This is a genomic window from Amycolatopsis sp. BJA-103 (assembly GCF_002849735.1).
Lineage (GTDB): Bacteria > Actinomycetota > Actinomycetes > Mycobacteriales > Pseudonocardiaceae > Amycolatopsis.
In genome coordinates this window covers 3,148,783-3,172,464 of sequence record NZ_CP017780.1, presented here as the reverse complement: position 1 = coordinate 3,172,464, position 23,682 = coordinate 3,148,783, and the positions used below count along the sequence as shown (strand labels likewise).

The following is a 23,682-nucleotide window of genomic DNA, read 5'->3' as shown; positions in this document are numbered from 1 at the left end:
GTGCCCAGGCAGGGAAGCCTCGATCAGGCGGCGAGTTCGGCGACGGCCGCGGTCACGTCGTCCACCTCTTGTTCGGTGTTGTAGTAATGCGGGCTCAGCCGCAGGCACCAGTCGACGTTCTTGTCGCCGAAGTCGAACTGGGCGAACTCCCGGTAGCTGAGCGCCGAGTTGATCCGCCGGGCGTCCATCGCCTCCTTGAACGGGACGGCTTCCCAGCCTTTGATCGAGAACGTCACCAGCGCGCCCAGTTTCCGGCCCCGGTCGAGCACCTCGACGCCGGGAAGGGCGGCGAGCCCGTCACGCAGTCTCGACGCGAGCGCGGGCGTCCGCCGTGAGATCGCCTCCAGGCCGACCTCGCGGGCGTAGCGCGCCGCTCGCGCACAGCCGAGCACCGTGGCGTACGGGAATTCCCATTCTTCGAACCGGACGGCAGACTCGGCGGGCTCGTACTTCCTCGGCGCGGCCCAGCGGGCGCCGTGCATGTCGATGAACAGCGGCTCGTGGCCGTCCGCGAGGAAGCGATCGGAGACGAACAGGAAGCCGGAGCCGCGGGGACCGCGCAGGAACTTGCGGCACGTCGAGGTGAGGAGATCGGCGCCGATCTCCTCGACGTCGACGGGGTACTGACCGATCGACTGGCAGGCGTCGACCAGGTACAGCAGACCGAGTTCCCGGCAGTGCCGCCCGATCTCGGCGACCGGCTGGACCAGTCCCGAATTGGTCGGGATATGCGTGGCCGCCACCAGTTTCGGCTTCCTGCTGCGCATGAGCGCCGCCATGGCCTCGACGTCGACACCACCTTCCGGCGTGTCCGGGGCGTGCACGACCTGGACACCGAACCGCTTTCGCAGTGACAGGAACGCGATCTGGTTGGAGATGAAGTCGTTGCGGGTGGTGAGGACGACGTCGCCGGTTTCGAACCGGATCGAGGACAGCGCTGTGGAATAGGCGTGAGTGGCACTGGCCGCGAAGGCGATGTTGCGCGGCCGCGCGTTGATCAACGCGGCGATCTCGCGGTAGAACCCTGCGACCTCGTCGGCCCGTACGGCGGCGGCCTCGTAGCCGCCGATCTCGGCTTCGAGATTCAGGTGGTCGAGCATCGCGGCCAGCACCGGCTTCGCCACGAGACCACAGCCCGCGTTGTTGAAGTGGACGACCTTCTCGCTACCGGGGGTATCGGCTCGCAGCGCTGGAATGTCCAGTAGTGATTCCGCACGGTTTTCAGTAGCACTATCATGTTCTTTCATGTCGGATAGTAGCACTTCTGCGCTCGTGACCCAGCTGCGTTCCTTGGTCCGTGCGGCGGCGCCGGGGGACCGGCTGCCCAGTAGCCGGGAGCTGATCGAGCGCTATCGGGTCGGCCCGGTGACGGTCTCGCGCGCGATCGCCCTGCTGGCCGCGGAAGGTGCTGTCGTGACCCGCCCCGGCAGTGGGACGTACGTGGCGACGAAGCCGAGGACGGCGGGGGAGTCGCTCGACACGGCGTGGCAGACTGTCGCGCTGACCGATCGCAGCGTCGACACCCGGTCCCTCACCGGCACCCTGGGGCCGCCGCCGGACGGCGCGATCCTGCTCGACGGCGGCTATCCGCACCGGTCACTGCAGGCGGCCCGGTTCTTGAGCGCGGCGCTCGCGAGGGCAGGCCGCCGTCCGGACGCCTGGGATCGCGCACCCGCCACCGGGCTGGCCGCGCTGAGGTCGGTGTTCGCGGGGCCGGCCGGCGCGTCGCCGGACGATGTCCTGATCACGTCCGGCGGACAGAGCGGGCTGTCGATGGCGTTCCGGGCCATCGCCGCTCCGGGAAGTCCTGTGCTGGTCGAGTCGCCGACCTATCCGGGAGCGCTCGCCGCGGCGCGAGCGGCGGGACTCCGCCCGGTACCGGTCCCGATCGACGAGGACGGTGTCCGTCCGGATCTGCTCGCCGAGGCGTTCGCGATGACCGGCGCCCGGCTCTTCTACTGTCAGCCCACCTTCCACAATCCGACCGGGACCGTGCTGGCCGCCGAACGTCGCGCTCAGGTGCTGGAGGTGGCGCGGGCGGCGGGTGCGTTCGTGCTCGAAGACGACTTCGCCCGCTACCTGTCGCACGAATCCACGGCACCGCGTCCGCTGATCGCCGACGACCGCGACGGCACGGTCGTCCACCTGACGTCGGTGACGAAAGCGGCGGCGCCGAGCCTGCGGATCGGGGCGCTCATCGCGCGAGGACCGGTGCTCGACCGGATGAAGGCGATCCGGCGGGTCGACGACTTCTTCGTCTCCCGTCCGCTGCAGGAAGCGGCACTCGAACTCCTCAGCGCGCCGTCCTGGGAACGTCACGTGCGGAAACTGGGCGCCGAATTGCGGGAACGGTGCGTGAAAGCGGCCGCGGCGCTGGCGGGGGAGTGTCCTGAGTGGACTGTCGCACGCCTTCCCTCGGGTGGGCTGCACCTGTGGGTGCGGCTACCGGCGGGGAGTGACGCGAACGCCCTCGCCCGCGCCGCGAGAGAGCGGGGAGTCGTCGTCGGGGCAGGGGAGCGGTTCTTCGCCACCGAGCCGTCCGGGCCGTTCCTGCGCCTGGGCTTCGCCGCGACGGCCGACCTCGCCGAACTCACCGAAGGCATCCGGCGCCTGAGAGATGTATAACGGCCTATACGGCGTCGCTCAGGCCAAAAAAGCTTCAAGAACCAGATAAACACCGCCGCCGAGGACGACACCGGCGATCGTCCCTGCCGTGACCTCGGCCTTCGTGTGGTCGCCGAGTTCGACGCGGGACCAGCAGACCCAGCCGACGCCGAGGAAGACCAGGGCGAGCCAGGGGCCGTAGACCCGGATCAGCATGACGGCCGCGCCCGCCGCCACCATCGCGTGCATGGAGATCTTGAACTTGAAGCCGAAGGTGATCGCCAGCGCGGCGACCAGGCAGACGAGCTCGGCGGCCGCGAGTGCGATCATCTCGTGCGGAGCGCCGCCGGCGATCAGGATGACGAATCCGGCGGTCAGCGAGCCGATGCAGACCGCGAACGGGACGAGCCGTCCGGCCCGATCGGTCACATGGTGGCTGTCCCACTTGCCCTTCCGCGCGCCCCGCACGATCACGGCCATCGGGATCAGTGAGCCGGTGACGCCGACGATGAGTCCCCACAGCACCGTCTCGCCGAGGTGGTAGCCGGTCACCTTCCAAGCGACGATCAGCGGCAGGCCGAGCACCCAGACCCAGGGGGCGAGCACCTCGGTCGCGATCCTCGCGAGGCGATGGCGTGTCCCGGGGGAGTCCGTGGACTGGGTCGGCATGGCGAGCGGTCTCCTCGTGGATCGTGGGCGGAACGGCTCCTGCCGGGCGAGCGCCCGGCAGGAGCGGTGATCATCGTTCCAGACCCCGGCGGCCCGCCCGCGCGAGGATGTCGGCGCCCGCCGGATCGGCCTGTACTTCCTTGTCGAAGTTCTCCTTGGAGAGCAAGGTGTTCCCGGCCATCGTCACCGTCTCGGGTGCTCCACCGTCCGGCTGGACGTCCCAGAAGTTGCCGAGGAAGGCGACGTTCTCCAGCGGCGGGCCGACCTGGAGCACGATCGGCGTGTCGGCACCGTGGACGATATTGCCGACGACGGTGATCCACGCGGCGCCGTAGTCGGTGTAGAGCCCGAAGTTGAACGAGGTGAGAACGTCGTGGATCACGTTGCCGCGGACCACCGCGCCGCCGGCGAACGAGGACCCCTGCGGCGCGGAGAGGTAGATCCCGCCGCCGTCCATCAGCTTCCCCATGCTGCGTTCGACGAGGTTCGCGATCACCTGGGTGCCCTTGGCCCGTTCGCCGCCGGTGATCACGATGCCGTTGTGCGGGACGTCGTGGATCTCGTTGTGCGCCACGGTCGTCTCTTCGGACTCGACCACGATGACGGCGGACGAGCCGCGGTACTCGGTGCCGATGTGGTGGACGAGGTTGTCCTCGAGCGAGACCTGGGTGCTCTCGTGGACGGCGATCCCGCTGCCCGAGATCTCGTCGAAGACACATCCCTGGATCTCGACGTCGGTGCTGTCTTCGACGAGCAGCCCACCCGCGCCGAGCCGGGTGAGGTGGTTGCCTTCCAGCGTGACTCGCCTGACCGACGCGAGGCTGACGTTGGCGGGCAGCTGAACCGGACTGGCCGGAACATGGACGTAGCCGACGTCCGCGCCCATGTCGATCTTCCGGAAGTCACCCTGCTCGTAACGGGAGTTCCCGTGATAGTGCAGGTAGCCCCCGGTGCGCGCGGGGCCTGACCAGGCCGCGTCGGCGAGAGTGAAGCCGCGGAGCACGAGGTCGTGCACACCCTTCCCGCTGACAAGCGTTTCGAGCACCGGCGCGAGGACGGCGGTCTCGCCGACCTCCTCGCCGGGGCGCGGGCGGTAATGCAGGACGTGTTCGCCCTGCTCGGTGCGGCTGACGGCGAAGGTGCCCGGCTCGGTCAGGAACGCCACGTTGTTCTCGAGTACGGAAGGGGCTGCGAGACCGTCCCAGGTCCCGTCCCCGCCTGCTGCGTACCACTTCGAGTCGTAGAGGGACTTGGCGTTGTCGAAGGCGGGCTGGGCCATGGTGATGGTGGTCGACGTGGCATCGCCGGAAACCGATGCGACCGCGAGCCGGGCTTCGGACCACGGATAGACGCCGGGGTAGACGAACTCCAGCCCGGAGGGGTCCGGCCAGGACTGGGGTTCGACGCTGTCTGTGACGTAACCCGTAGCGGTTTTCGTCACGGCTCCCGGCAATCCGGTCGCGCGGGCCGCTCGCGCCGCGGGCTGGCCGTCCACGGTGAGCCGTCGTGGCGCCAGTTCGCCGACCGGCGCCGTCCAGACGCCGTCGTCACCTGTCGACCAGCCGGAGATCTCGCGGCCGCCGTTCAGCTCGACCTTCGCCTGGGCGGGCGTCCCGTAGCCGTCCGCCTGATAGATCACGCGGTAGCCGTTCGTGCCGGAATCCGCCAGCTCGTCGTCGAAGACCAGGGGTTCTCGCAGGTGATGGACACCGGCGGTGAAGGCGACGACGATGTCCCCGGTCATCCCGGCGGTGGCGGCGCGGACGGCCTCTTGTGCCGCTCCCGGTGTGGCGAAGGGCTGGTCGACGGTGCCAGGCCAGTCGTCCTGGCCGTCGGGGGACACGTGCAACCTGATTTCAGGCATGCTGAAGCGCTCCTGGGAGTTGTTTATGGGATATACTGAGGTTTATCAGCTAAACACGCGAGAGCGCCGAGCGTCAAGGGAGTAGTGGTGGCGAAAGACGACGCGCAGCCGGATCCGGAGCGCGCGATCGAGCTGCTGTGGGGAGCGCCCGAGCCGGATCGGCCGGGGTTGAGCCTCGGCCGGATCGTCACGGCGGCGGTCGAGGTCGCGGACGCCGAAGGGCTTGCCGCGCTGTCGATGCGCAAGGTCGCGGAACGGTTCGGTACCACCACGATGTCGCTCTACCGGTACGTTCCCGGCAAGGCGGAGCTGGTGGAACTCATGCGGGACGCCGTGTACGGCGAGTTCCCGATGGAGCCTTCGGAGGGTCTCGGCTGGCGGGAGGGTCTCGAACGCTGGTCGCGGCGCGCATGGGGGATCCACCAGCGGCACCCGTGGCTGGTCCACAGCGCCGGGACCAGGCGGCTGCCCGGTCCGAACATCATGGCCGGCTACGACCACGCCCTCGACGTCGCGTCACGCAGTGGTCTGGCGCCCGCGGAGGTGATCGCGGTGGTGAACCTGGTGGGCGGATTCGTCGAGTCCGTCGCTCGTCAGGCAGCGGATACCGTGGAGCTCCAGCGGCGCACGGGTGTGTCCCATGAGCGCTGGTGGAGCGAACGCGAGTCCTTGTTCGAGCGCCTCAACGGCTACCCGGCACTGGAGCGGCTGTGGAAGAGCGGGGGGATGGATACCCCGCTCGATCCCTTCGAGTTCGGGCTGCTCAGCACTCTCGACGGTGTCCAAGCGCTGGTCGAAGGCAGGGCGAGTGAGGTAACGCGTGACGAAACCAGGGGAGGGGAGTGCGTCATGTGCGGCAAGCCTCTGGACGGGGGAGTGCGAGGCAGGCCGCGGGACTACTGCTCGAGGGCTTGTCAGCAACGTGCGTATCGCCAACGTCAGGCGCAGTCTTGACATCTTTGAATGTATAACGCCCTATACGTCTCGGCGAAAAACAAGATCGTTTCAAACACAACCAGTCAAACCCGCAAAGAGTGTCAGGGCCTCTGGCTAGGGTGGCCCGGTGATCACCGAGATCTTGCTGGAGCCGGTTGAAGAAGACGTCCGGGTACCAGTGCTTTTCGACGGTTTCGTCGAACCCGGGGCGCAGGCGGCGCAAGCTCTGCTGGTCCTGGGGAAAGTCGCGCGCACGCGGTTCTGGATGCCACCGTCGATGGTGAACCGGCTCATCGCCGAGTCCGATCCGGTGTTCACCGCGGACCGGACGACGCTGCGCGCGGAGGCGTTTTCGCCGTGCTGTGGCGTCTACGCCAGGCTCGATGTGCTGGAAGCGGGCGAGCTCGGTGAGGGATGTACCAATGTGGACCTGTCCGAGGCGACGAGGACGGTGCTGGCCGGGGTGGTGGCGCAAGATCCGTTGCACCTGACCGTTCGTGGGGACGGAATCCACCTCCGCACTCTCGACGGGCAGAACGACGAGTCACTCGTGCCACTGCCGGATCGCTGGGTGGCGGGCTTCGCCGAGGTCGCCGCTGTAACGGCGGGCGCGGTGAAGAAGGCGGAGCTGGACAAGCTCGAAGCGCGCGCCTTTCTGCGGAGGCTGCCCACCGCCGTCGGGAAGTCGTGGGCGGTGGCGTCCGGCCGTGGACTCCGGTTGACCTCGCGAGCGGGCCAGGACTCGATACCGGCGTCCGGGCTGCATCGGCTCCGGATCGTCGAGCCGCTGATCCGGTTCGCCCAAGGCCTGACCGTCTACACGCGGCCGGGCAGTGAGGTCGCGAGCTGGGTGCTCGAGCTGGAGCGGGCGCGGCTGATCGTGACGCTGTCCCCTGAACCGTCTCGCGGCTTCTCCGGTGAGGGCGGCTGGCTGAACTCGCTGGCGGCCGGCCTCGAAGCGACGGAGCTCGTCACGGGCCGCGCCGGTCACGACGTCGTCGACGGCACATGGTTCTCGCGCGAGCTCCCGAGCGGGCGTGGCCCGGAGAACCGGCGGCTGGCGAAGGCCCGTGAACTCGTTGCTGCCGGAGCCGTCCGGTCGTTGCCGGACGGCGGCTACGAGATCGCTCGCGCCGGGTCGGTGCAGCGTGTGCGGCTCTCGCCGCCCGGGTGCACCTGTGCCTGGTGGGCCAAGCACCAGGAGAATCGCGGTCCGTGTTCACACGTGCTGGCGGCCCGGATGTCAGCGGTTGAGGCGTGATGCCGCCTTCGCTGCCTTCGAACTGCCCTTGAATCCCGCCAGCCATTCCTTCGTTTCGGCGCTGATCGCGCCTGCTCCACGTTCCACCAGGTCCGCGGCGAGTTCCAGCAGCGCGAAGAGGCCCCGGTGGGAAAGTTCCAAGGCGGGCAGCAAAGTGTCCAGAGTGGACAGTACGGCGATCGGGTGTTCGTTCGCGATGATCGAGAGCCGGGGTGCCAGCCTCGTCGGAATGAGGTGGGGACCGAGCACTCCCAGTGCTTCGCCGAGCGCGCGAGGGCCGAGCATCCGCTGGTCCAACAGGGTCAGCGCGGCGTCCGTGCCAAGCTGGGAGGCTGTCGGGCGTTTCAGCACGAGCGTGGTGGCGATGAGCATCGCGCCGGGGAATCCCGGTATCGACGGGCTGTCGAGGAATGGGGGCAGTACGGCCTTCTCGACGGGATAGCCGACTTCGACGTCGTTGAAGAACAGGTTCCCGGCGACCGCGGCTTCCAAGTAGTCGCGGTCGTACGGCGAGGACACCGCCTCGTGGCATTCGGTGAAGCCGAGCCACTCGGGATCCGGGCCGTCGTAAAGCACGCCTAGCCAGGGAGCCTTCGGTGAGACGGCTTCCGGGGTTTCGTCGAGGTCCAGTGAGTTCAGGCCGTATGCGTTGGGGCCGACCTTCGCCGACCAGGTCATCGGCGGTCCGGGTTCACCGCCCAAGGCGGCGGCGGGGTCTGCGGATTCCGGGTGTCGTGCGCGGGCCGCGGCGAGAGCGGTCCAACCGGTTTCGGAGATCGGAGGCCCGCCGAGGGCGTAGCGGATGTGGTCGGCGTGCGGTCCGGTGAGCGCGTCGGCGTGCGCGAGTGCATCGGTCCGGGTGTCCGGGGCGAGCCGGAGCAGTGCGTCGGCGACGTCGTCCTCGGGTGCTTCGGGGTGTTCGAGCATGCGGGAGACGAAGACGACCGGGTCGAGCCAGCCGCCTTGGTGGGTGGCCGCGGAGACGGGCACGGCGGTGCCCTCCAGCAGGGCGGTGACCCGGTGGTGGAGTGGTCGGCGCCAGCCGTCGACCTGGGGCGGGTGGGCGACGTCGCGGCCGCTGAGGCCGAGGATGAGGGTGGCGAGCAGTTTGGGGACGGCCGCGCTGTATTTCTCGTTCGTGATCTTGGTGGCGCGTTTGACCAGCGGTTTGAGGGCGTCCTTGAGTTCGGCGGCGACGCGGTGGGTGCCGTCGAGGACGGCCAGGAGAAGGTCGGCCTGGTCGGGGTCGGCGAGGAGGGAGGAGAGGGCTTCCGCGACCGCGGCCGGGGTGTCCGGGATTTGGAGCGGGATGGTGAGCGTCTCGCGCTGGTGCCAGGGCGGTCGCACGGGTTCCGGGTACTCGACGGTCTCGATGAGGGCCGGTGTGTCCGGGGTGACGCCGAGTCTGGCGGTGGCGAGGGCGCGGACGTCGGAGGCTTCGTGGGTGAGCGCCGCTTCGAAGACTTCGTCGGCGAGGCCGGTCAGTTCGGGTTGCCGGTCGGCGATGCGGCCGGCGAGCTTGAGTGCGAGTTTGGCGGTGGCGGCGCCGCGTCCGGCAGCTGCCGCGGGGAGGTGCCGGAGGGCGACTTCGGCGTCGAGCGTGCCTTGTTTGTCCACTAGGGACAGTGCCTTGACGGCGAAGGAGACGGTGCGGGGGAGACCGCTTCCGCACAGCCGGGCGTAGCGATTCTGCGCTGTCGTGCGCTCGTCGGGAGTGGGTTCGAGGGCCTCGTGGAGCGCCGCGTACCACTGGGCGCGGAAGGCGGCGAAGTCGCGGGCGAGGATGTCGAGGGTGAGGTCGAAGAGCCGGGTGCGGTCGAGTTCGCCGGTTCCGGTCAGTTCGAGCAGTGCGGTGGACCACTTGTCCTCGTCGCGGACGTATTTGTCGAAGGCGGCGAAGCTGGCGTCTCCGTTGCCTTCGGTCGCGAGCAGTTCCCAGAGTTCGGTGAGTGCTTCGGGTTCGGTGCGGAGGCGTTCGGCCAAGGACTGCCCGCGGAAGCGTCCGGCCCAGCGGAACCAGCCGGCGTGGTAGTCGGCGGTCTTGATGGGTTCGAGGTCGCCGTCGAGGATCATGCGGCGGATCGCTTCCCAGGCGGTTTGGTGGCCGATCATGCGGAGGGCGATCGTCTTGCGTTCGGCGAGTGAGCGGTCTTGGAGGACGCGTTCGAGGATCGTGGGTGAGGCGATCCAGAGTTTGCGCAGCAGGGGATCGCTCGCCGGGAGGATGGCCCAGAGGGCGGTCGCGGCTCGCTGTCCCTTGAGCGGGTTTCGGGCGCCGTAGGTGTTGGGCTCGACCTCGATGAACTCGCTGCTGCCCTTGAACGCGGACAGGAGGTCGGGGAGCAGGGCCTTCCGCTCGGCTTGGGAGAGCTCGAGGGTCCGGGTGAGGACTTCTGACGGTTGGCCGGTGAGGAGCGCGTTCAGCTGCACTCGGTCAATTTAGCGTTCGGTGGTGCCGCGCCGTTGTGGGTCTCGTGAGTGGTGAGGGCGGTTAGAACCGTCCTCACCACTCACGAGGTCGACAGTACGGGATCAAGGCGCGGCAGTTCCGCTCGTGAGGGTGCCCGTCCGTCCGGTGAACGCGGACCTACCGGAGCAGGTTGTCGAACTCGCCTGCCTTCGCACCGAGCACGAAGGCTTGAATCTCGTGAGGCTCGAAAACGAGGACCGGACTCTTCTCGCCGAGCTTCGAATCCCGCACACCGACATAGCCTGGTACGGAGGCGTTGAATTCAACGCAACCGCTCGCGCCGTTGCTGTAGCTGGATTTCCACCAGCCTGACGCATTGGTGAAGGTGGGGCGGGGTGAATCAGTGGACATCAAGATCCTCAGCCAGGTTGCGGAGCAGTTCACGTGAACGCTCGGGGTTATCCGCTTGCACCTGCAAACGCTCGAAGGTGTTCCGAAAATCTAGCAAGGCCGCGGCACTCTCGTAATAGAGGCCTTCGCGGCGGTTTTCGACATAGACGGTCCCGGGGTCACCCCTGAACTCGGGCGGGTAGGTCAAGATGATGAACATCCCGTCCGACGCCCCGTGGGCACCTGCGGTGAAGGGGAGGACCTGGATGTCGATCTTCGGTCGTTCGGACAGGTCGATCAGGTGCTGCAGTTGCTCACGCATTACCGCGGGGCCGCCGATCTGACGTCGCAGGACCCCCTCGTCGATGATCGACCAGATCTGCGGGGCGTCTTCGGGGCGGTCCAGAATCTCCTGCCGTGCCATCCGCAGATCGAGGATGGCCTCGAGTTCGGCTTCGGTGGACCACTTGCGGCCTTCCCGCACGATCGCGCGTGCGTAGTCGCGAGTTTGGAAGAGCCCGGGAAGTGCCACCAGGTCGACGGTGTTGATTCGCGCGGCGCCGGTTTCCAGGCCCAGGTACAACGTGAACCACTCGGGTACCGCGCGGTTGAATTTGATCCACCAGTCCTGGCCGCGTTTGGCTCGCCGGGTCATGTCGCGGAAGAACGTCGACCTGTCCGGTACGCCGTAGAACGTGAGCAGGATTTCCAGGTCCGCCGGCGCGGGCAGGTTCCGGGCGGTCTCGATATGCGCGATGACGGTGGTGGCCTTGCCGATGCGCTCTGCCGCGGTCGCTCTGTCGTAGCCCGCCGCTTCCCGGAGGCGCTTCATCTCGAGTGCGATCCAGCGCTTGACCGCGGTGGGGTTCAGAGTGCTCACGAAGTCACCGCCTCTTCAAGGTCGATCGCGGAACGTAGTCGTGACATCACCCGCATGGCCCACGAGGATGCCATAGACGCCCACAATGTGAAGCTCTACATTTGAGGGGATCTACAACCAAGGATTCTACATTGTGGAGGCTGTGAAGGCGCCAGCGGGTCCGGCGAGTCGGCGACAGGAGGTGGATGGCGATGATCGAGATCGTGATGGTGGAGCGCGCTGAGGCGATACACCACGTCTATTGCCACGACAACAACTGATCGACGGCCGAGGGAGGGGTTCTGATGCGTCCACGCGTGAAAGGCGAGCATCGACCGGTCCGTTTCGGGGACGGTTGGATTCGGATCGGCGGGAAGGTGTTCGGCATCGCCGCCGAACTGAGGGATCCGGATGGTGCGGTGTGGGCACTGCTGGAACGCCTCGACGGAACGAGAACGATCGCTCAGATCGCCGCCGAACTGGCGCGGCGATACCCGTCTCACTCCTTCGATGAGGTCTCCTCGGCCGTCGAAAGGCTGGTCGAACTCGGGTATGTCGAGGACGCCGACGAGCCGGAGTGTGTCGAGCTGAGTTCGCGACAACGCGAACGACATTCGAGAGGTCGTTCGCTGTACCGCTGGATCGATCTGAAGCGGAGGGCTTCAAGCTGGGACTTCCAGGTCCGCCTGGCCGAAGCCCGAGTGGTGGTGGTCGGCGTGGGCGGCGTCGGTTGCACGGCCGCCTTGGGCTTGTGCATGTCCGGCGTCGGCCGGCTGCACTGCGTCGACCCGGACGTCGTCGAACTGTCCAACCTCAGTCGTCAGATCCTCTACACCGAGCGGGATCTGGGCCGGCTGAAGGTGGAGGTGGCGGTGGAAAGGTTGCGCGCGGCCAATTCCGATATCGAAGTGACCGGGGAGTCGACGAGGATCGAGGACGTGTCCGCCCTGCGAAGGCTGACTGTCGACTGCGATGTCCTGGTGATGGTCGCCGACCAGCCTTCGGAGATCCGGGACTGGGCGAACCGGGCATGCGCTTCGACCCGTACTCCCTGGGTATACGGGGGCTATCACGGCCCGCAGGTCAATGTCGGCATCTACCGTCCGGGCGCCGGACCGTGTTACGAGTGCGCTCGGCTCGCCGAGCAGGACCGCGAGGCCCTGCGCCCACCTTTGGACATCTGGCCCTCGGCGGCCGACGGGACTGTGAACGCGGCGAACGCGGTGACGGCCGGCGTGGTGGGCAACCTGGTCGCGCACGCGGCGATGCGCTTGATCACGGACGCGCCGAAGCTCCGGCTGAACTGTCAGTACGGATTCAGCCTCGCCACCATGGACCACAGCTTCATCGCCGGTCTGGACGAGCCGCATTCGGACTGCCGGGCTTGCCGGGCGGCAGGGTGATCAGCCGGCCGGGTTCTCGGTGGTCAGCCGGCGCGAGACGTTCTGAATCAGTCGCGCCGCTTCCGCGCCGGAGACGGCTTGGTCATAGAGTCGGCGGAACAACTTTTCGTACAGGCTGATCTCGTCCGGGTCCAAGACCAGGTGCTCACCGGTGAAGGTCTCCACCACGACCGATTCCGCGTCGAAGATTCTGAAACCGTGCAGAGGCGCTATCGGTGTGGCCTTGGCGAAGGGCAAAATTCTCAGGTCGACCGTGCGCAGACCGGCCAGTGACTGGAGCCGGTCCAGCTGGCCGAGTTGGGTCTCGAGGTCTCCGACGCGGACCCACAGCGCGGCCTCTCCGATCACGAGCGGCAGGTTCCTGTTCGACTGGTACAGCAGGGCTTGTCGTTCGATCCGCGCGGCCACCATCTGTTCGATCTCGTCGCCGGAGGCGTTGCCCATCTGGGCGGGCCCTGACGGGAGGGCGAGCAGTTTTCGCATGAAGCCGGGTGTTTGCAGCAGGCCGGGGAGCATCGAAGGTTGGAAGGTGGCGACCCTGTCCGCCTGGTGCTCCAGTTCGCGAACGGACCTCTGGACGGCTCCGGCTCCGCCGGACTTGCGGAACTCCTGGCGAAACGACACCGATTCCACCCGGGCACGCTTGAGTAGCTCCGTGACGGCCTTCTCCTCGCCGCGGGCATCGGCTGCCGCGAGCCAGGCGAGGATGTCCTCGCCGGTCGGAAACTGCGCGGCGGTTTCGATCTTGGACACCCGTGATTGCGGCCAGCGCAGTACTTTCGCGAACTGGTTGCCCGACATCCCTGTGGCAGCGCGGATCTCACGAAGTTTCACGGCAAGCCGTGCGCGATCGGAGCCAGGGGCGGGCGGAGTGGGCATGATCCCCTTTCGTAACGGTCGAGGCCCGGCGTGTCCGCCGGTCAGAGCGTGATCATGGTACCCCTCTCCCCGCACTAGCGTGAGAATAGTACACGAATAGTCTCTTCGCTGGAGAATAGAAAGCGAATAGCCTGGGGTTGGCGCGACGGTTTCGCGGATCGCCGGACCGGACGCCACGACGCCGACAAAGGGGAGACCTATGTTCGCCAACTGGATCCAGATCGCCGAACTCGTCTTGCTGCCTTTGGGACTGGGGGTCGGCTACGGCGCTGGGCGGGTTTGCCGAAGAGACGAACGTGCGTCCTTTGAGGGCGGTGACACCATCACTCATCCCGGTCTGGTGCCGGAGTATCGATTCCTTGACGACGCGGTCCGGGTCCCGGGGCAGTCCGAAGAGTATTTCGGCGAACGGCAGTTCCGGTCCTAGAGTGCGGCGAGCCTGCCGAATCCCTCGGACCCGTAGCCGGCGTCGATCGCTCGCCCCACTTGGGTTCGGGCCGCGGTGAGAACGCCGTTGTCGAGGTTTCGCGCCCGGATCGCCTCGAGGATGTGGTCCATGGTGGCCGCTGTGGACTCGAGTGTGCCGTAGTCGCCGGGGTAGTGGTCCGCGGTGACCTGGGCGGCGAGCAGGTCGATCATGTCGGGGAAGAAGCCGAGCATCGCCTTGGCGTGTCCGGCGATGGCGTCGGCGCCGATGTTCTCCGCCTTGGCGAGCGCGAACATGTGGATCACCCCGCTCATCGAGGTCCAGAGCATGTCCTGCAGGGAGGCGTCGAACGCGGCGGCGCGGCCGGGGTCCTCGCCGAGGTGGTTCGCGTTCTCGCCGAGCGCGGCCAGTGTGCCGCGGTGCTTCTCGTAGACGTCTGCCGGGCCGCTGTAGAACAGGGTGGCTTCCGGCCCTCCGATGGCTTCGGTGGTCGCGACGATCACGCCGTCGAGGTAGTCGACTCCGTGGTCCGCCGCCCAGGAGGCCATCTCGCGGGCTTGCCGCGGTGAGCCGCCGCTGAGGTTGACCAGAGTGCGGCCTTTGAGCGTGTCGGTGTCGAGAATGGACTCGGCCACCTCGTAGTCCCGGACGCAGACGACTACGAGAGGGCTGGAAGCGATCGCCTCGTCGGCGGTCGCGGTGACGGCTGCGGCGAGCCCGTTTTCCTTGCCGGGGGTGCGATTCCACACGGTGGTGGGGTGGCCGGCGGTGATGAAAGCGGCGGCGAGAGCGTGGCCCATGGGGCCGAGTCCGAGGACGGTCACGGAGGTCATGGCGGCTAAGCTAAACCTTGACATTGACGTCAGAGTCAAGTCCGGGGGGCGGATGCGGATCGGGGAACTCGCGCGGCGGAGTGGCGTCAGCGAACGCGCGCTGCGGTACTACGAGGCACAAGGTTTGCTGACGCCGGAGCGGCGGCCGAGCGGTTATCGCGTGTACGGCGAGGCCGACGTGGCGGCGGTGCGGCGGATCAGGATCCTGCTCGCGGCCGGGTTGAACACCGCGCAGATCCTGGAGATCCTGCCGTGCATCGTCGATGAGGACGGCTGGCTGACGCCGGATTGCCCGGAGCTCGTCGACGCTTTGCGGCAGCAGCGGAACCGGATCGATGAGGCGATCGGCGAGCTGGAGACCACTCGTGCGAACCTCGACACGATCATCGGCGCGGATCAGCGGGTGAGGTGACATGAACACGGTGCCGGGTGCGGTCCGGTCGTCCCGGGCGTTGCTGTTCGCGGTGGCGGTGAGCCATCTGGTGATTCCGCTGGTGATGTGGGCGAACGAGGCGGCGTTGCGCGCGGAGATCGCGGCGCGGTACCCGGGTTTCGGGCAGGCCGAGGTCGACCGTTCGGCCGCGGTCGCGATCGAGTCCGGGGCCGTGTTCCACGGGATCCTGCTGGTGCTGTGCGTGGTTCCGGCGTGGAAGCTCGCGACGGGGCGCCGCTGGACGCGGCGGCTGACCACGGCCACGCAGCTGCTTTCGGTGGTGTTCAGCGTGTTCTCGTGGACGTCTTCGTCGATGTTCCACGCGGTGATCCCGGTCGTCGTCCTCGCCCAGGTGGTGCTGGTCGCGCTGTTGTGGGTGCCCCGGCCCGCGCGGGACTTCTTCGCCTGACGAAAGAAAAGGCGGCCGTGTCCTCGGGACACGGCCGCCTTTCGCGGGTTGTTCAGGCTCAGATGAGGCCGAGCTTCTTCACCGCGTCGCGCTCTTCGGCCAGCTCGTTGACCGAAGCGTCGATGCGGGCGCGCGAGAAGTCGTCGATCTCCAGGCCCTGGACGATCTTGTACTCGCCGTTCGCGGCGGTGACCGGGAACGAGGAGATCAGGCCCTCCGGGACACCGTAGGAGCCGTCGGACACGACCGCCGCCGAGGTCCAGTCACCCTCGGGGGTGCCGTTGACCCAGGTGTGGACGTGGTCGATCGCCGCGGAGGCGGCCGACGCCGCGGAGGACAGGCCACGGGCCTCGATGATCGCCGCGCCGCGCTTGGCGACGGTCGGGATGAAGTTCTCGGTCAGCCACTCCTGGTCGGTGATGACCTCGGTCGCGGCCTTGCCGGACACCTCGGCGTGCGCGATCGACGGGTACTGGGTCGCGGAGTGGTTGCCCCAGATCGCGACCTTCTTCAGCTCGGTCACCGGTACGCCCAGCTTCTTCGACAGCTGCGCGAGGGCGCGGTTGTGGTCGAGGCGGGTCATCGCGGTGAAGCGGTCGGCCGGGACGTCGGGCGCGTGCGCCTGCGCGATGAGAGCGTTGGTGTTCGCGGGGTTGCCGACCACGAGGACCTTGATGTCGCTCGCCGCGCCGGCGTTGATGGCCTCACCCTGCGGCTTGAAGATGCCACCGTTGGCCTCGAGCAGGTCGCCGCGCTCCATGCCCTTGGCGCGGGGACGGGCGCCGACCAGCAGGGCGACGTTCGCGCCCTCGAAGGCCTGCTTCGGGTCGTCGAAGATGTCGATGCCCGCCAGCAGCGAGAACGCGCCGTCTTCGAGCTCCATCGCGGTGCCCTCAGCCGCCTTGACCGCCTGCGGGATCTCCAGGAGCCGCAGCTTCACCGGGGTGTCCGGGCCGAGCAGCTGACCGGACGCGATGCGGAAGAGCAGCGCGTAGCCGATCTGGCCGGCCGCACCGGTGACGGTGACGTTGACAGGGGCTTGGGTCATTGCGGTTCTCCAGCTTGAGGCGACATCGACTTGTACCGCGATGCTAGTCCTGTCCCGAGTCGCCGTTCGGGTGCGTCCAGTCACCTTTGTCTTGATCGATGCCGCTACCGGTCGACTTCGCGGTGAGGCGTGACACAGGCCATGCGCCGGAACCGTGTCGGACGTGGCGGCCGGGAGCTCGCGGCGGGGGTCGCGAGCCGATCGCGGTTTGTCTCTCCGGAATCGTCAACACCGACTACGGGGAACACATTTCCATATCGTGCGAACCGAATGGTGTTTTCCGGGCCGATGGTGTTTTCATCGACCTCGGAAAACGGTTACAGGCCCATAAGACAATTTCATGAACCGATTGCCAGTACGGTTGCGTCCGATCGGCGGGCGGCACCATGATGATCGTTTCGCTAACATGAGTCCGCCCAGTTCCCCGCCCCCCGTGTGGAAGTTTTGGGAAGGACCCCATGCTCACCGCAGTGGTTGCCGCCGTATCGCTTTTCTCATCGATAATAACACCGAATAGCTTGGCGCCTCCTCCTGGACCGCCGCCGGACCGCGTCACCATCGACGTGATCACCGTCAATGGTTCCGGCTGCCCGCCCGGTTCGTCCGCGGTCGCCGTCGCCAAGGACAACAGCGCTTTCACGGTGACCTACAGTGAATACACCGCCCAGGTCGGCGTCGGCGCGAAGCCCACCGACTTCCGGAAGAACTGCCAGCTCAACCTCAATATCCACGTACCGCAGGGATTCACCTACGGTATCGCCAGCGCCGACTACCGCGGTTTCGCCTCGCTCGAATCGGGCTCCAAGGCGCTGCAGCGGGCGAATTACTACTTCCAGGGAAATTCGCCGACAGCGCAGGTGAGTCACCCCGTCAACGGGCCACTGTCGGACAACTGGCAGTTCCGCGACGAGGCCGAGGGTGGCGTCATCATCTACAAGCCGTGCGGCGAGGATCGCAATCTCAACGTGAACACGGAACTGCGGGTCGGGGCCGGAACTTCGGATCCGAAGAAGACCACCAGTTTCATCACGATGGACTCGACCGACGGCGGGTTCAGGACCACCTATCACTTCTCGTGGAAGACCTGCCCGACCGCCTGACATCGTCTCCAGGGTGACGGCCTGCTTCCCCGCCCGGAAGAAGGCCGTCCCACCCATGCCTGGTCAGGGCCTTGGCCGTCCTGACGAGGACTTCACGGCTCGTCGTCGCCCCACCTGGCGGCGACGGGTCTTCTCGACGACCCCTTTTCCGCGGTCACCGCGATATCCGGGTGGCCGGAACCGTTTTCGTCCGATCGGCGGGCGGCCCGGAAACGATCGTCTCCGCTAACATCGAATCCCCCCAGTTCCCCGCCGTGTGGAAGTTTTGGGAAGGATCCCATGCTCAATGCGCTGGTTGCTGCCGTAACGCTTTTCTCCTCGGTTGTCACACCGAATGGCTGGGTGCCGCCCCTGCTGCCGTCCGACAAGATAGTCATCGACGTCGTGACGGTCAACGGAACCGGATGCAGACCGGGTACCTCGGCTGTTTCCGTGTCACCGGACAACACCGCATTCACGGTGACCTACAGCGAATACACCGCCCAGGTCGGCGTCGGCGCCAAACCGACCGATCTGCGCAAGAACTGTCAGCTCAACCTCTACGTTCACGTACCGCAGGGATTCACCTACGGTATCGCGAGCGCGGACTACCGCGGTTTCGCCTCGCTGGCCGCGGGTGCCACCGGAATCGAACGAGCCAACTATTACTTCCAGGGCAATTCCCCGACATCCTACGTCAACCACAACCTGAAAGGACCGTTCGAAGACAACTGGCAGTTCACCGACGACATCGAAGTCGGTGCCATCGTCTACAAGCCCTGCGGTGAGGACCGGAACTTCAACATCAACACGGAATTGCGGGCCGCGGTCGGCACTTCCGATCCGAAGAAGACCACCAGCTTCGTCACCATGGACTCGACCGACGGTGCCATCAAGACCACCTACCACTTCTCCTGGAAACCCTGTCCCAAACCCAAGAACTGATCCCTGAGGTGGCGGCCTTCTTCGAACTTCGACGAAGGAGGCCGTCACCCTTTCCCGGACGGCGCCGGATCGGTGGCTTCGACCCCGAATACGCGACCCAGCGCGATCACCGTCTCGTCGAGATGCCCGAGACTGGTGAGGACCGAACGCGCCTGCGGATCGTCGATCCGGTCCGCCACCGGTGTGCCGTCGTCCCGGACCAGCGTCCCGTGCCCGGAACCGCCGGGTGCGCCGATCGCCTTCCCCAGCACCGCGATGTTCGCCCGGATCCGCCCGGTGTACAGCATCAGCCGATCCGCCTCGTTCACCAGCAGCCCGGCCTGCGACCGCGCCGCGACGTGCCGGGCGCGGAACGCGATCGTCTCCACTGTCGTCAGCACGTGCCAGCCGTAGTCACGCCGGCTGCTCAGGTTCACCGGATGGGTGAGCGGCTCGATCGTCGTGCGGACCTTGTCCACCGCCCGGTCCAGATCACGCGACTTCTCGATGACACTGACGTTCTCCGCGCCGGACAACAGGCCCGCGGCCTTCTGGACGAACTCGTCCAGCTCGTCCAGCAACGCCGAGACGTCGTCCAGCATCACCGCACGGGTGCGCACCGGCACGATCACCACCGCCGCGAGCACACCCGCCGCCGCGCCCACCGCGGTCTCCGCGACCCGGATCCACAGCACCTCGAGGCTGAACGTCCCCAGCAGGCTGTAGAGCAGCCCGAGCATGCTGGTGATGAAGAACGCCATGATCACCTGCGACACCCGCGCCATGTAGACCATGCCGAACACGCACACCAGGATCAGCGCCAGCGTCGCGGGCACACTGCCCGACACCAGCAGCGTCAGCACCAGCCCGCCCACGATGCCGATCAGCGTCCCGCCGAGCCGCCGGACGCCCTTCACGAACGTCGCGCCCGCGGTCGACGAGCCGATGAACACCACGAACACCGTCAGCACCGCCCAGTACCACCGCTGACTCGACACCAGCTCCCCGCCGAGGACGGCGAGCCCGCCGCCCACCACGGCCTGGATCGCGCTGCGGGTCTGGTTGTCGTAGGCGAACGCCGCCGACTTCTCCTCGTCGGGATCCTCGGGATCACCCCCGGCGTCGGAGACGTCGTGCTCGGCGACCCGCTGCGCACGTACGTCGGCCAGCGCGAGTTCGGCGATGGCCCGGCGGACCCCGTCGCCGGGCGCGGCGTGCTCGTCGATCCGGCTGCCTTCCACCAGCATCTTGCTGAACTCTTCGGTCTCGCTGATCAGCGGCAGTTCCCGTGGATCACGTTCGATCAGCGACCGGAACCGCCGCATCCGCGCGATCAGGTCGTCCCGGACGTCGTCGTCGAGATCCTCGGCGCAGGTGCGTTGCACGGTGATCGTCAGCCATTGCACCGCCAGCTCGACCTCGATCGCGCGGCGCCGGAGCCGGTTGGCCGAGTCCGCGCCGGTGACCTCGGGCGCGGTGTCCTCGATGAGCAGCACGGACTCGTGCATACGGGCGTTCGTCGTGCGGAGCCGCTTGCGGGTGCGCTCGCTGCCGCCGACCGCGAGATGGTCTTCGGCGGCCCGCACCACCGCGGCGAGCCTTGCCCGGAACGCCCGCCGGATCCGGAGGAACTCCGCGTCGGTGCGCCGGCGTAGCAGGAGGAACCGGACCACCGCGTTGGCGGCGATCCCGATGGTCAGCGCGAGCAGCAGCACCGGCACCTGCTTCAGGTGGGTCTGCAGGAACATCGCGAAGAAGAACAGGAAGAACGACAGCGATCCCAGCGCGATCCCGCGCGAACCGAACCGCTGCGCGTAGACCGCGACGAAGATCAGCAGCACGAACACGATGCTGTCCAGTGGCGGCACCGCCGAACCGACACTGGCCGCGGTGAGCGATGCCGCGCCGAGCAGCAGCCCCAGCACCAGCGTCACCGCCTGCTGTCCCGGGGTCGTGTCGTTGACGGTGAAGGCGGATGTCATCGCGGCGATCGCGGCGACGAGTGTGACCGTGAGCGGCTGGTGGAACGGCAGGATGGCCAGCACCGCGACGATGATGCTGAGGACGGCCGAGAAGCCGAGCCGGAGCCGGACCAGGCCGGGATCGGAGGCGACCAGACGGTCGGTCGTGGCCTGGGTGATGCGGGCGATCATCGGGCGAGCAGCTCTCCTTGGGCGAGGGTGACCCGCCTGGCGGTGGACGAGGTGACACGGAGACGGTAACGGGCGTACTTCGCCGGCTCTGCGAGGGCGAACGGCCGCGTCTGGCGGCGCCATCGGAACACCTCGCCCTCACGCTGGTCCAGCAGCGCCCAGCGCTCGCCGTCGTCGGACCCCTCCAGCACCCACGAGCGCGGATCACCCCGGCGGCTTCCCGAGGTCAGCGTGTACATCACGACCTCGCGCGCGGAGCCGTCCGTGGGGAAGTCGATGACCGGTTCGCGGGAGGGGAAGGTGATCTCGGTCCTGGTGGTGTCGTCGAACAGTGCGCCCGAGCCCACCGTGATGTCCGCGAGCGGGCGCGGGTCGGCCGGTTCGGCGGGGGACCGGCCCCAGCCCGACGGCCGCTCGCCCATGGTGAATTCCAGCACCGCGCCGTCGGCCAGTGCCGAATGCGGGAGCGTGCTGCTCTCGTGCGGACGTCCGTCGATCGTCAGCCCGTGGACGTAGACGGTGTCCGCGGTGTTGCCGGGCGCCTCGACGACCAGGTCCTTCCCGTTCTCCAGGTGGACGGTCGCCTTCGTGAACAGCGGCGACCCGATCGCGTACTCGGGGCTGCCCATCGCCAGCGGGTAGAACCCGAGCGCGCCGAAGATGTACCAGGCGGACATCTCGCCGTTGTCCTCGTCGCCCGGATAACCCTGGCCGAGGTCACCGCCGACGTAGAGCCGCCGCAGGACCTCCCGCACGATCCGCTGCGTCTTCGACGGCGCACCGGCGTGGTTGTAGATGAAGGGGATGTGGTGCGACGGCTGGTTGGAATGCCCGTACTGTCCCATCCGGACGTCGCGGGCCTCGGTCATCTCGTGGATCAGCCCGCCGTACGACCCCGGTTTCCGGCCGGTCTCCGGGGTCGCGAAGAACGTGTCCAGTTTGGACTCCAGCGCTTCGGTGCCGCCGTGCAGCGCGGCGAGCCCGGCACCGTCGTGGGGGACGGAGAAGGCGGTGTTCCAGGAGTTCGTCTCGGTGAAGTCGCCGCCCCACGCCTCCGGGTCGTAGCCCTCGGCGGCGAAGTGACGGCTGCCGTCGCGGTTGCGGCCCTGGAAGAACCCGATCAGGTGATCGAAGTGGTTCGCGTACTGCTGCGAGCGCTGCCGGAAGTACGCGGCGTCGTCCAGACGGCCGAGCTCGTCGGCGAGATTGGCCAGGCCGAAGTCGTTGACGCAGCCTTCCAGCGCCCACGACAGGCCCTCGTGGACCGACGTCGGCGTGAACCCGAGGAAGATCGACTCGTGCAGGCCCTTCCGGCCGACGCTCTGCCCCCGCGGCGTCACCGTCGCGTTCTTCAACGCCGCTTCGTAGGCGGCCTCGACGTCGAACCCGCGCACACCCTTGAGGTAGGCGTCGGCGAACGCGACGTCGGAACTGGTCCCGGTCATCAGGTTGGCGTACCCGGGGGAGGACCAGCGCGAGATCCAGCCGCCTTCGCGGTACTGCTGGACGAAACCGTCGATCATCCGCCCGCACCGGCCGGGGGTGAGCAGGGCGTACGCGGGCCACGTGGTCCGATAGGTGTCCCAGAAGCCGTTGTTGACGTACATCTCGCCGTCCACGACCTTCGCGGCGGTCCTGGTGCGGGTGCTGGGCCGGAGACGCCGGATGACCGGGCTCGCGTGGCGGACACCGTCCGGGGTGTCCTCGTGCGCGGAGTTCGGATACAGGAACAGGCGGTAGAGGTTGGAGTAGAACGTGTCGCGCTGGTCCTCGGTGGCGCCCTCGATCTCGACGCGGTCCAGCACCTCGGCCCACCGCGCGCGGGCCTGATCGCGGACCTGCTCGAAGCTCGTTCCGGCGGGGATCTCCAGCTCGAGGTTCCGCTTCGCCTGCGCGAGGCTGATCAGCGACGTCGCGATCCGCATCGTCACCTCACCCGCCGCGAACTCCAGGAACCCGGTCACCGTGCGCCAGGCCGGGCGCCGGATCTTCCCGCCGCGTTCGGCCGGGACGTCGAACTCGGCGTGGACGAACATCCGCTTCGCCCCGGCCGACAGCCTGCTGCGGACCCAGGTGTGACCGGTGACCACGCCGTTCGCCGCGTCCAGCCGCAACCCGCCCCGGTTGCGGGCGTTGTCGAACAGCAGCCAGCCGCGCTCACCCGGGAAGGTGAACCGGAACAGGGCCGCGTGATCCGCCGGGGCGATGTCGGTGGTGACGTCGTTGGCGAACCGGACACCGTAATGATGCGGCCGGTCGATTTCGTCGTCGTGGGAGAACGCGAGCGCGCGGCGGGACCGGTCCGGCTCGACCGGGCCGATTCCCGGCATCACCTGGAAGGTGTGCCGGTCGCCCATCCACGGGCTCGGCTGATGCGACAGCGCGAACGCCTGCAGCGCCGGACGGTTGGCGGCGTCGTTGTGCCGGTGGTAGCTGTAGAGCCAGTTGGTGACGCCCGCGTCGGTGACCGGGGTCCAGAAGTTGAAGCCGTGCGGGACGGCCGTCGCGGGGAAGTTGTTGCCCCGCGAGAACTTGTCGCTGGAATGCGTGCCGCGGGTGGTGCGGACGTGGTCGACCGGGTCGCGGATCTCGGCGACGCGCTCGGTGACCCGGACGTCGTCCAGCCAGCCCGCGCTTTCGCCGTCCGGTGGTTCGCTGACCAGGACGATCCTGGCGATCCGCCGTCCGGCGAACTCGCCCAGCCCGCGCCGCACCAGGTTCCACTGATCGACGTACAGCGTCTTGTCCTGGCCCTGCTTCTCGGCGCTGAACCCGGCGCGCGTCCCGTCGGCGAACTCGACGTCCAGGGCCACGAACGTGCTGCGATAGCTGGGGACCGCGTCGGTCTCGGCCTCGGGGAAGACCACATAGGACAGTTCGGTGTTGCCGTTGACCTCGACGTCCACTTCGAACACCGTCGCGCGCAGCGAGTTTTCGTAGCGGAGGGCGCGTGTGCCGGTGAACCCGACGCCCGGCTTCGCCGTCGGCGACGACCGTGGCCCGGTGCCGACGCGCAAGGCCGGATCCACCGGCTGCGGATCACCCGTTTCGAAGGAGGAGAAGAACCCGGTGATCGTCACCAGGCCACCGTAACTCGCCCC

At 67.7% G+C, this 23,682-nt stretch carries 20 protein-coding genes; 9 read left to right on the top strand and 11 right to left on the bottom strand.

Annotated features, from left to right (window positions below):
• Positions 1–23 precede the first annotated feature (23 nt).
• Positions 24–1,247: an aminotransferase class V-fold PLP-dependent enzyme gene (locus BKN51_RS13690; RefSeq protein WP_101608007.1), complete on the bottom strand. Its 1,224-nt coding sequence runs from the start codon at positions 1,245–1,247 to the stop codon at positions 24–26.
• Here BKN51_RS13690 and BKN51_RS13685 point away from each other — a divergent pair.
• Positions 1,246–2,625, top strand: a complete 1,380-nt coding sequence (locus BKN51_RS13685; protein WP_101608006.1) for an aminotransferase-like domain-containing protein — start codon at positions 1,246–1,248, stop codon at positions 2,623–2,625. The two genes, BKN51_RS13690 and BKN51_RS13685, sit on opposite strands and share 2 nt — an antisense overlap.
• A gap of 18 nt (positions 2,626–2,643) precedes the next feature.
• On the opposite strand, the gene BKN51_RS13680 is transcribed toward BKN51_RS13685, so the two are convergent.
• Together BKN51_RS13680 and BKN51_RS13675 are read right to left on the bottom strand one after the other, a co-directional pair.
• Complete coding sequence (locus BKN51_RS13680; protein WP_101608005.1) at positions 2,644–3,273, bottom strand: hypothetical protein; 630 nt, start codon at positions 3,271–3,273, stop codon at positions 2,644–2,646.
• Between the two features lie 70 nt (positions 3,274–3,343).
• On the bottom strand, positions 3,344–5,137 hold the full coding sequence (locus BKN51_RS13675; protein ID WP_101608004.1) for a right-handed parallel beta-helix repeat-containing protein: 1,794 nt from the start codon (positions 5,135–5,137) through the stop codon (positions 3,344–3,346).
• An 87-nt stretch (positions 5,138–5,224) separates the two neighbouring features.
• On the opposite strand from BKN51_RS13675, the gene BKN51_RS13670 reads away from it, so the two are divergent.
• Positions 5,225–6,091: a TetR/AcrR family transcriptional regulator gene (locus BKN51_RS13670; protein WP_101613207.1), complete on the top strand. Its 867-nt coding sequence runs from the start codon at positions 5,225–5,227 to the stop codon at positions 6,089–6,091.
• A gap of 109 nt (positions 6,092–6,200) precedes the next feature.
• Positions 6,201–7,334 (top strand): SWIM zinc finger family protein, encoded by a 1,134-nt coding sequence (locus tag BKN51_RS13665; protein WP_101608003.1) that lies wholly within the window; start codon positions 6,201–6,203, stop codon positions 7,332–7,334.
• Here the strand turns inward: BKN51_RS13665 and BKN51_RS13660 are convergent.
• The 3 genes from BKN51_RS13660 to BKN51_RS13650 form a co-directional block, all read right to left on the bottom strand.
• Positions 7,317–9,764 carry a DUF6493 family protein gene (locus BKN51_RS13660; protein ID WP_101608002.1) on the bottom strand — a complete coding sequence of 816 codons (2,448 nt, stop codon included), beginning with the start codon at positions 9,762–9,764 and terminating at the stop codon, positions 7,317–7,319. The two genes, BKN51_RS13665 and BKN51_RS13660, sit on opposite strands and share 18 nt — an antisense overlap.
• Positions 9,765–9,921: 157 nt before the next feature.
• Complete coding sequence (locus tag BKN51_RS13655; protein WP_101608001.1) at positions 9,922–10,155, bottom strand: DUF397 domain-containing protein; 234 nt, start codon at positions 10,153–10,155, stop codon at positions 9,922–9,924.
• Positions 10,145–11,014 carry a helix-turn-helix domain-containing protein gene (locus BKN51_RS13650; RefSeq protein WP_101608000.1) on the bottom strand — a complete coding sequence of 290 codons (870 nt, stop codon included), beginning with the start codon at positions 11,012–11,014 and terminating at the stop codon, positions 10,145–10,147. Before BKN51_RS13650 ends, BKN51_RS13655 begins: the two co-directional genes overlap by 11 nt.
• 284 nt (positions 11,015–11,298) lie before the next feature.
• On the opposite strand from BKN51_RS13650, the gene BKN51_RS13645 reads away from it, so the two are divergent.
• Positions 11,299–12,396, top strand: coding sequence for a ThiF family adenylyltransferase (locus BKN51_RS13645; RefSeq protein ID WP_101607999.1), 1,098 nt, complete (start codon positions 11,299–11,301; stop codon positions 12,394–12,396).
• Here the strand turns inward: BKN51_RS13645 and BKN51_RS13640 are convergent, their stop codons facing one another.
• The gene (locus BKN51_RS13640) at positions 12,397–13,275 is read right to left on the bottom strand and encodes a helix-turn-helix domain-containing protein (RefSeq protein ID WP_101607998.1); all 879 of its coding nucleotides are present in this window, start codon (positions 13,273–13,275) and stop codon (positions 12,397–12,399) included.
• Positions 13,276–13,474: 199 nt separating this feature from the next.
• On the opposite strand from BKN51_RS13640, the gene BKN51_RS13635 reads away from it, so the two are divergent.
• Positions 13,475–13,702, top strand: a complete 228-nt coding sequence (locus tag BKN51_RS13635; protein WP_101607997.1) for a hypothetical protein — start codon at positions 13,475–13,477, stop codon at positions 13,700–13,702.
• On the opposite strand, the gene BKN51_RS13630 is transcribed toward BKN51_RS13635, so the two are convergent.
• A complete protein-coding gene (locus tag BKN51_RS13630; RefSeq protein WP_101607996.1) occupies positions 13,699–14,535 on the bottom strand; it encodes an NAD(P)-dependent oxidoreductase in 837 nt (278 codons plus the stop codon). The genes BKN51_RS13635 and BKN51_RS13630 overlap by 4 nt on opposite strands.
• A 52-nt stretch (positions 14,536–14,587) precedes the next feature.
• On the opposite strand from BKN51_RS13630, the gene BKN51_RS13625 reads away from it, so the two are divergent.
• On the top strand, positions 14,588–14,947 hold the full coding sequence (locus tag BKN51_RS13625) for a MerR family transcriptional regulator (RefSeq protein ID WP_101607995.1): 360 nt from the start codon (positions 14,588–14,590) through the stop codon (positions 14,945–14,947).
• A 1-nt stretch (position 14,948) separates the two neighbouring features.
• Entirely contained in the window at positions 14,949–15,377 is a 429-nt protein-coding gene (locus BKN51_RS13620; RefSeq protein ID WP_101607994.1) for a hypothetical protein, read from the top strand.
• A 58-nt stretch (positions 15,378–15,435) separates the two neighbouring features.
• Here the strand turns inward: BKN51_RS13620 and BKN51_RS13615 are convergent, their stop codons facing one another.
• Positions 15,436–16,425, bottom strand: a complete 990-nt coding sequence (locus BKN51_RS13615; protein WP_101607993.1) for a malate dehydrogenase — start codon at positions 16,423–16,425, stop codon at positions 15,436–15,438.
• 458 nt (positions 16,426–16,883) lie between these two features.
• Here BKN51_RS13615 and BKN51_RS13605 point away from each other — a divergent pair, with 458 nt between their 5' ends.
• Positions 16,884–17,525 carry a DUF4360 domain-containing protein gene (locus tag BKN51_RS13605; RefSeq protein WP_168214328.1) on the top strand — a complete coding sequence of 214 codons (642 nt, stop codon included), beginning with the start codon at positions 16,884–16,886 and terminating at the stop codon, positions 17,523–17,525.
• A 279-nt stretch (positions 17,526–17,804) separates the two neighbouring features.
• Positions 17,805–18,449: a DUF4360 domain-containing protein gene (locus BKN51_RS13600; protein ID WP_101607992.1), complete on the top strand. Its 645-nt coding sequence runs from the start codon at positions 17,805–17,807 to the stop codon at positions 18,447–18,449.
• Positions 18,450–18,493: 44 nt separating this feature from the next.
• On the opposite strand, the gene BKN51_RS13595 is transcribed toward BKN51_RS13600, so the two are convergent.
• Both BKN51_RS13595 and BKN51_RS13590 read right to left on the bottom strand, forming a co-directional pair.
• On the bottom strand, positions 18,494–20,581 hold the full coding sequence (locus tag BKN51_RS13595; protein ID WP_101607991.1) for an FUSC family protein: 2,088 nt from the start codon (positions 20,579–20,581) through the stop codon (positions 18,494–18,496).
• Entirely contained in the window at positions 20,578–23,661 is a 3,084-nt protein-coding gene (locus BKN51_RS13590) for a GH92 family glycosyl hydrolase (protein WP_101607990.1), read from the bottom strand. Before BKN51_RS13590 ends, BKN51_RS13595 begins: the two co-directional genes overlap by 4 nt.
• Positions 23,662–23,682 lie beyond the last annotated feature (21 nt).

Bases quoted from the DNA above. Each gene is read 5' to 3' on its own strand.
- BKN51_RS13685 (WP_101608006.1), top strand. From the start codon at position 1,246: ATGTCGGATAGTAGCACTTCTGCGCTCGTGACCCAGCTGCGTTCCTTG.
- BKN51_RS13640 (WP_101607998.1), bottom strand. From the start codon at position 13,275: ATGCCCACTCCGCCCGCCCCTGGCTCCGATCGCGCACGGCTTGCCGTG.
- BKN51_RS13655 (WP_101608001.1), bottom strand. From the start codon at position 10,155: ATGTCCACTGATTCACCCCGCCCCACCTTCACCAATGCGTCAGGCTGG.
- BKN51_RS13680 (WP_101608005.1), bottom strand. From the start codon at position 3,273: ATGCCGACCCAGTCCACGGACTCCCCCGGGACACGCCATCGCCTCGCG.
- BKN51_RS13635 (WP_101607997.1), top strand. From the start codon at position 13,475: ATGTTCGCCAACTGGATCCAGATCGCCGAACTCGTCTTGCTGCCTTTG.
- BKN51_RS13630 (WP_101607996.1), bottom strand. From the start codon at position 14,535: ATGACCTCCGTGACCGTCCTCGGACTCGGCCCCATGGGCCACGCTCTC.
- BKN51_RS13675 (WP_101608004.1), bottom strand. From the start codon at position 5,137: ATGCCTGAAATCAGGTTGCACGTGTCCCCCGACGGCCAGGACGACTGG.
- BKN51_RS13595 (WP_101607991.1), bottom strand. From the start codon at position 20,581: ATGATCGCCCGCATCACCCAGGCCACGACCGACCGTCTGGTCGCCTCC.
- BKN51_RS13620 (WP_101607994.1), top strand. From the start codon at position 14,949: ATGAACACGGTGCCGGGTGCGGTCCGGTCGTCCCGGGCGTTGCTGTTC.
- BKN51_RS13605 (WP_168214328.1), top strand. From the start codon at position 16,884: ATGCTCACCGCAGTGGTTGCCGCCGTATCGCTTTTCTCATCGATAATA.
- BKN51_RS13625 (WP_101607995.1), top strand. From the start codon at position 14,588: ATGCGGATCGGGGAACTCGCGCGGCGGAGTGGCGTCAGCGAACGCGCG.
- BKN51_RS13615 (WP_101607993.1), bottom strand. From the start codon at position 16,425: ATGACCCAAGCCCCTGTCAACGTCACCGTCACCGGTGCGGCCGGCCAG.
- BKN51_RS13600 (WP_101607992.1), top strand. From the start codon at position 17,805: ATGCTCAATGCGCTGGTTGCTGCCGTAACGCTTTTCTCCTCGGTTGTC.
- BKN51_RS13690 (WP_101608007.1), bottom strand. From the start codon at position 1,247: ATGAAAGAACATGATAGTGCTACTGAAAACCGTGCGGAATCACTACTG.
- BKN51_RS13645 (WP_101607999.1), top strand. From the start codon at position 11,299: ATGCGTCCACGCGTGAAAGGCGAGCATCGACCGGTCCGTTTCGGGGAC.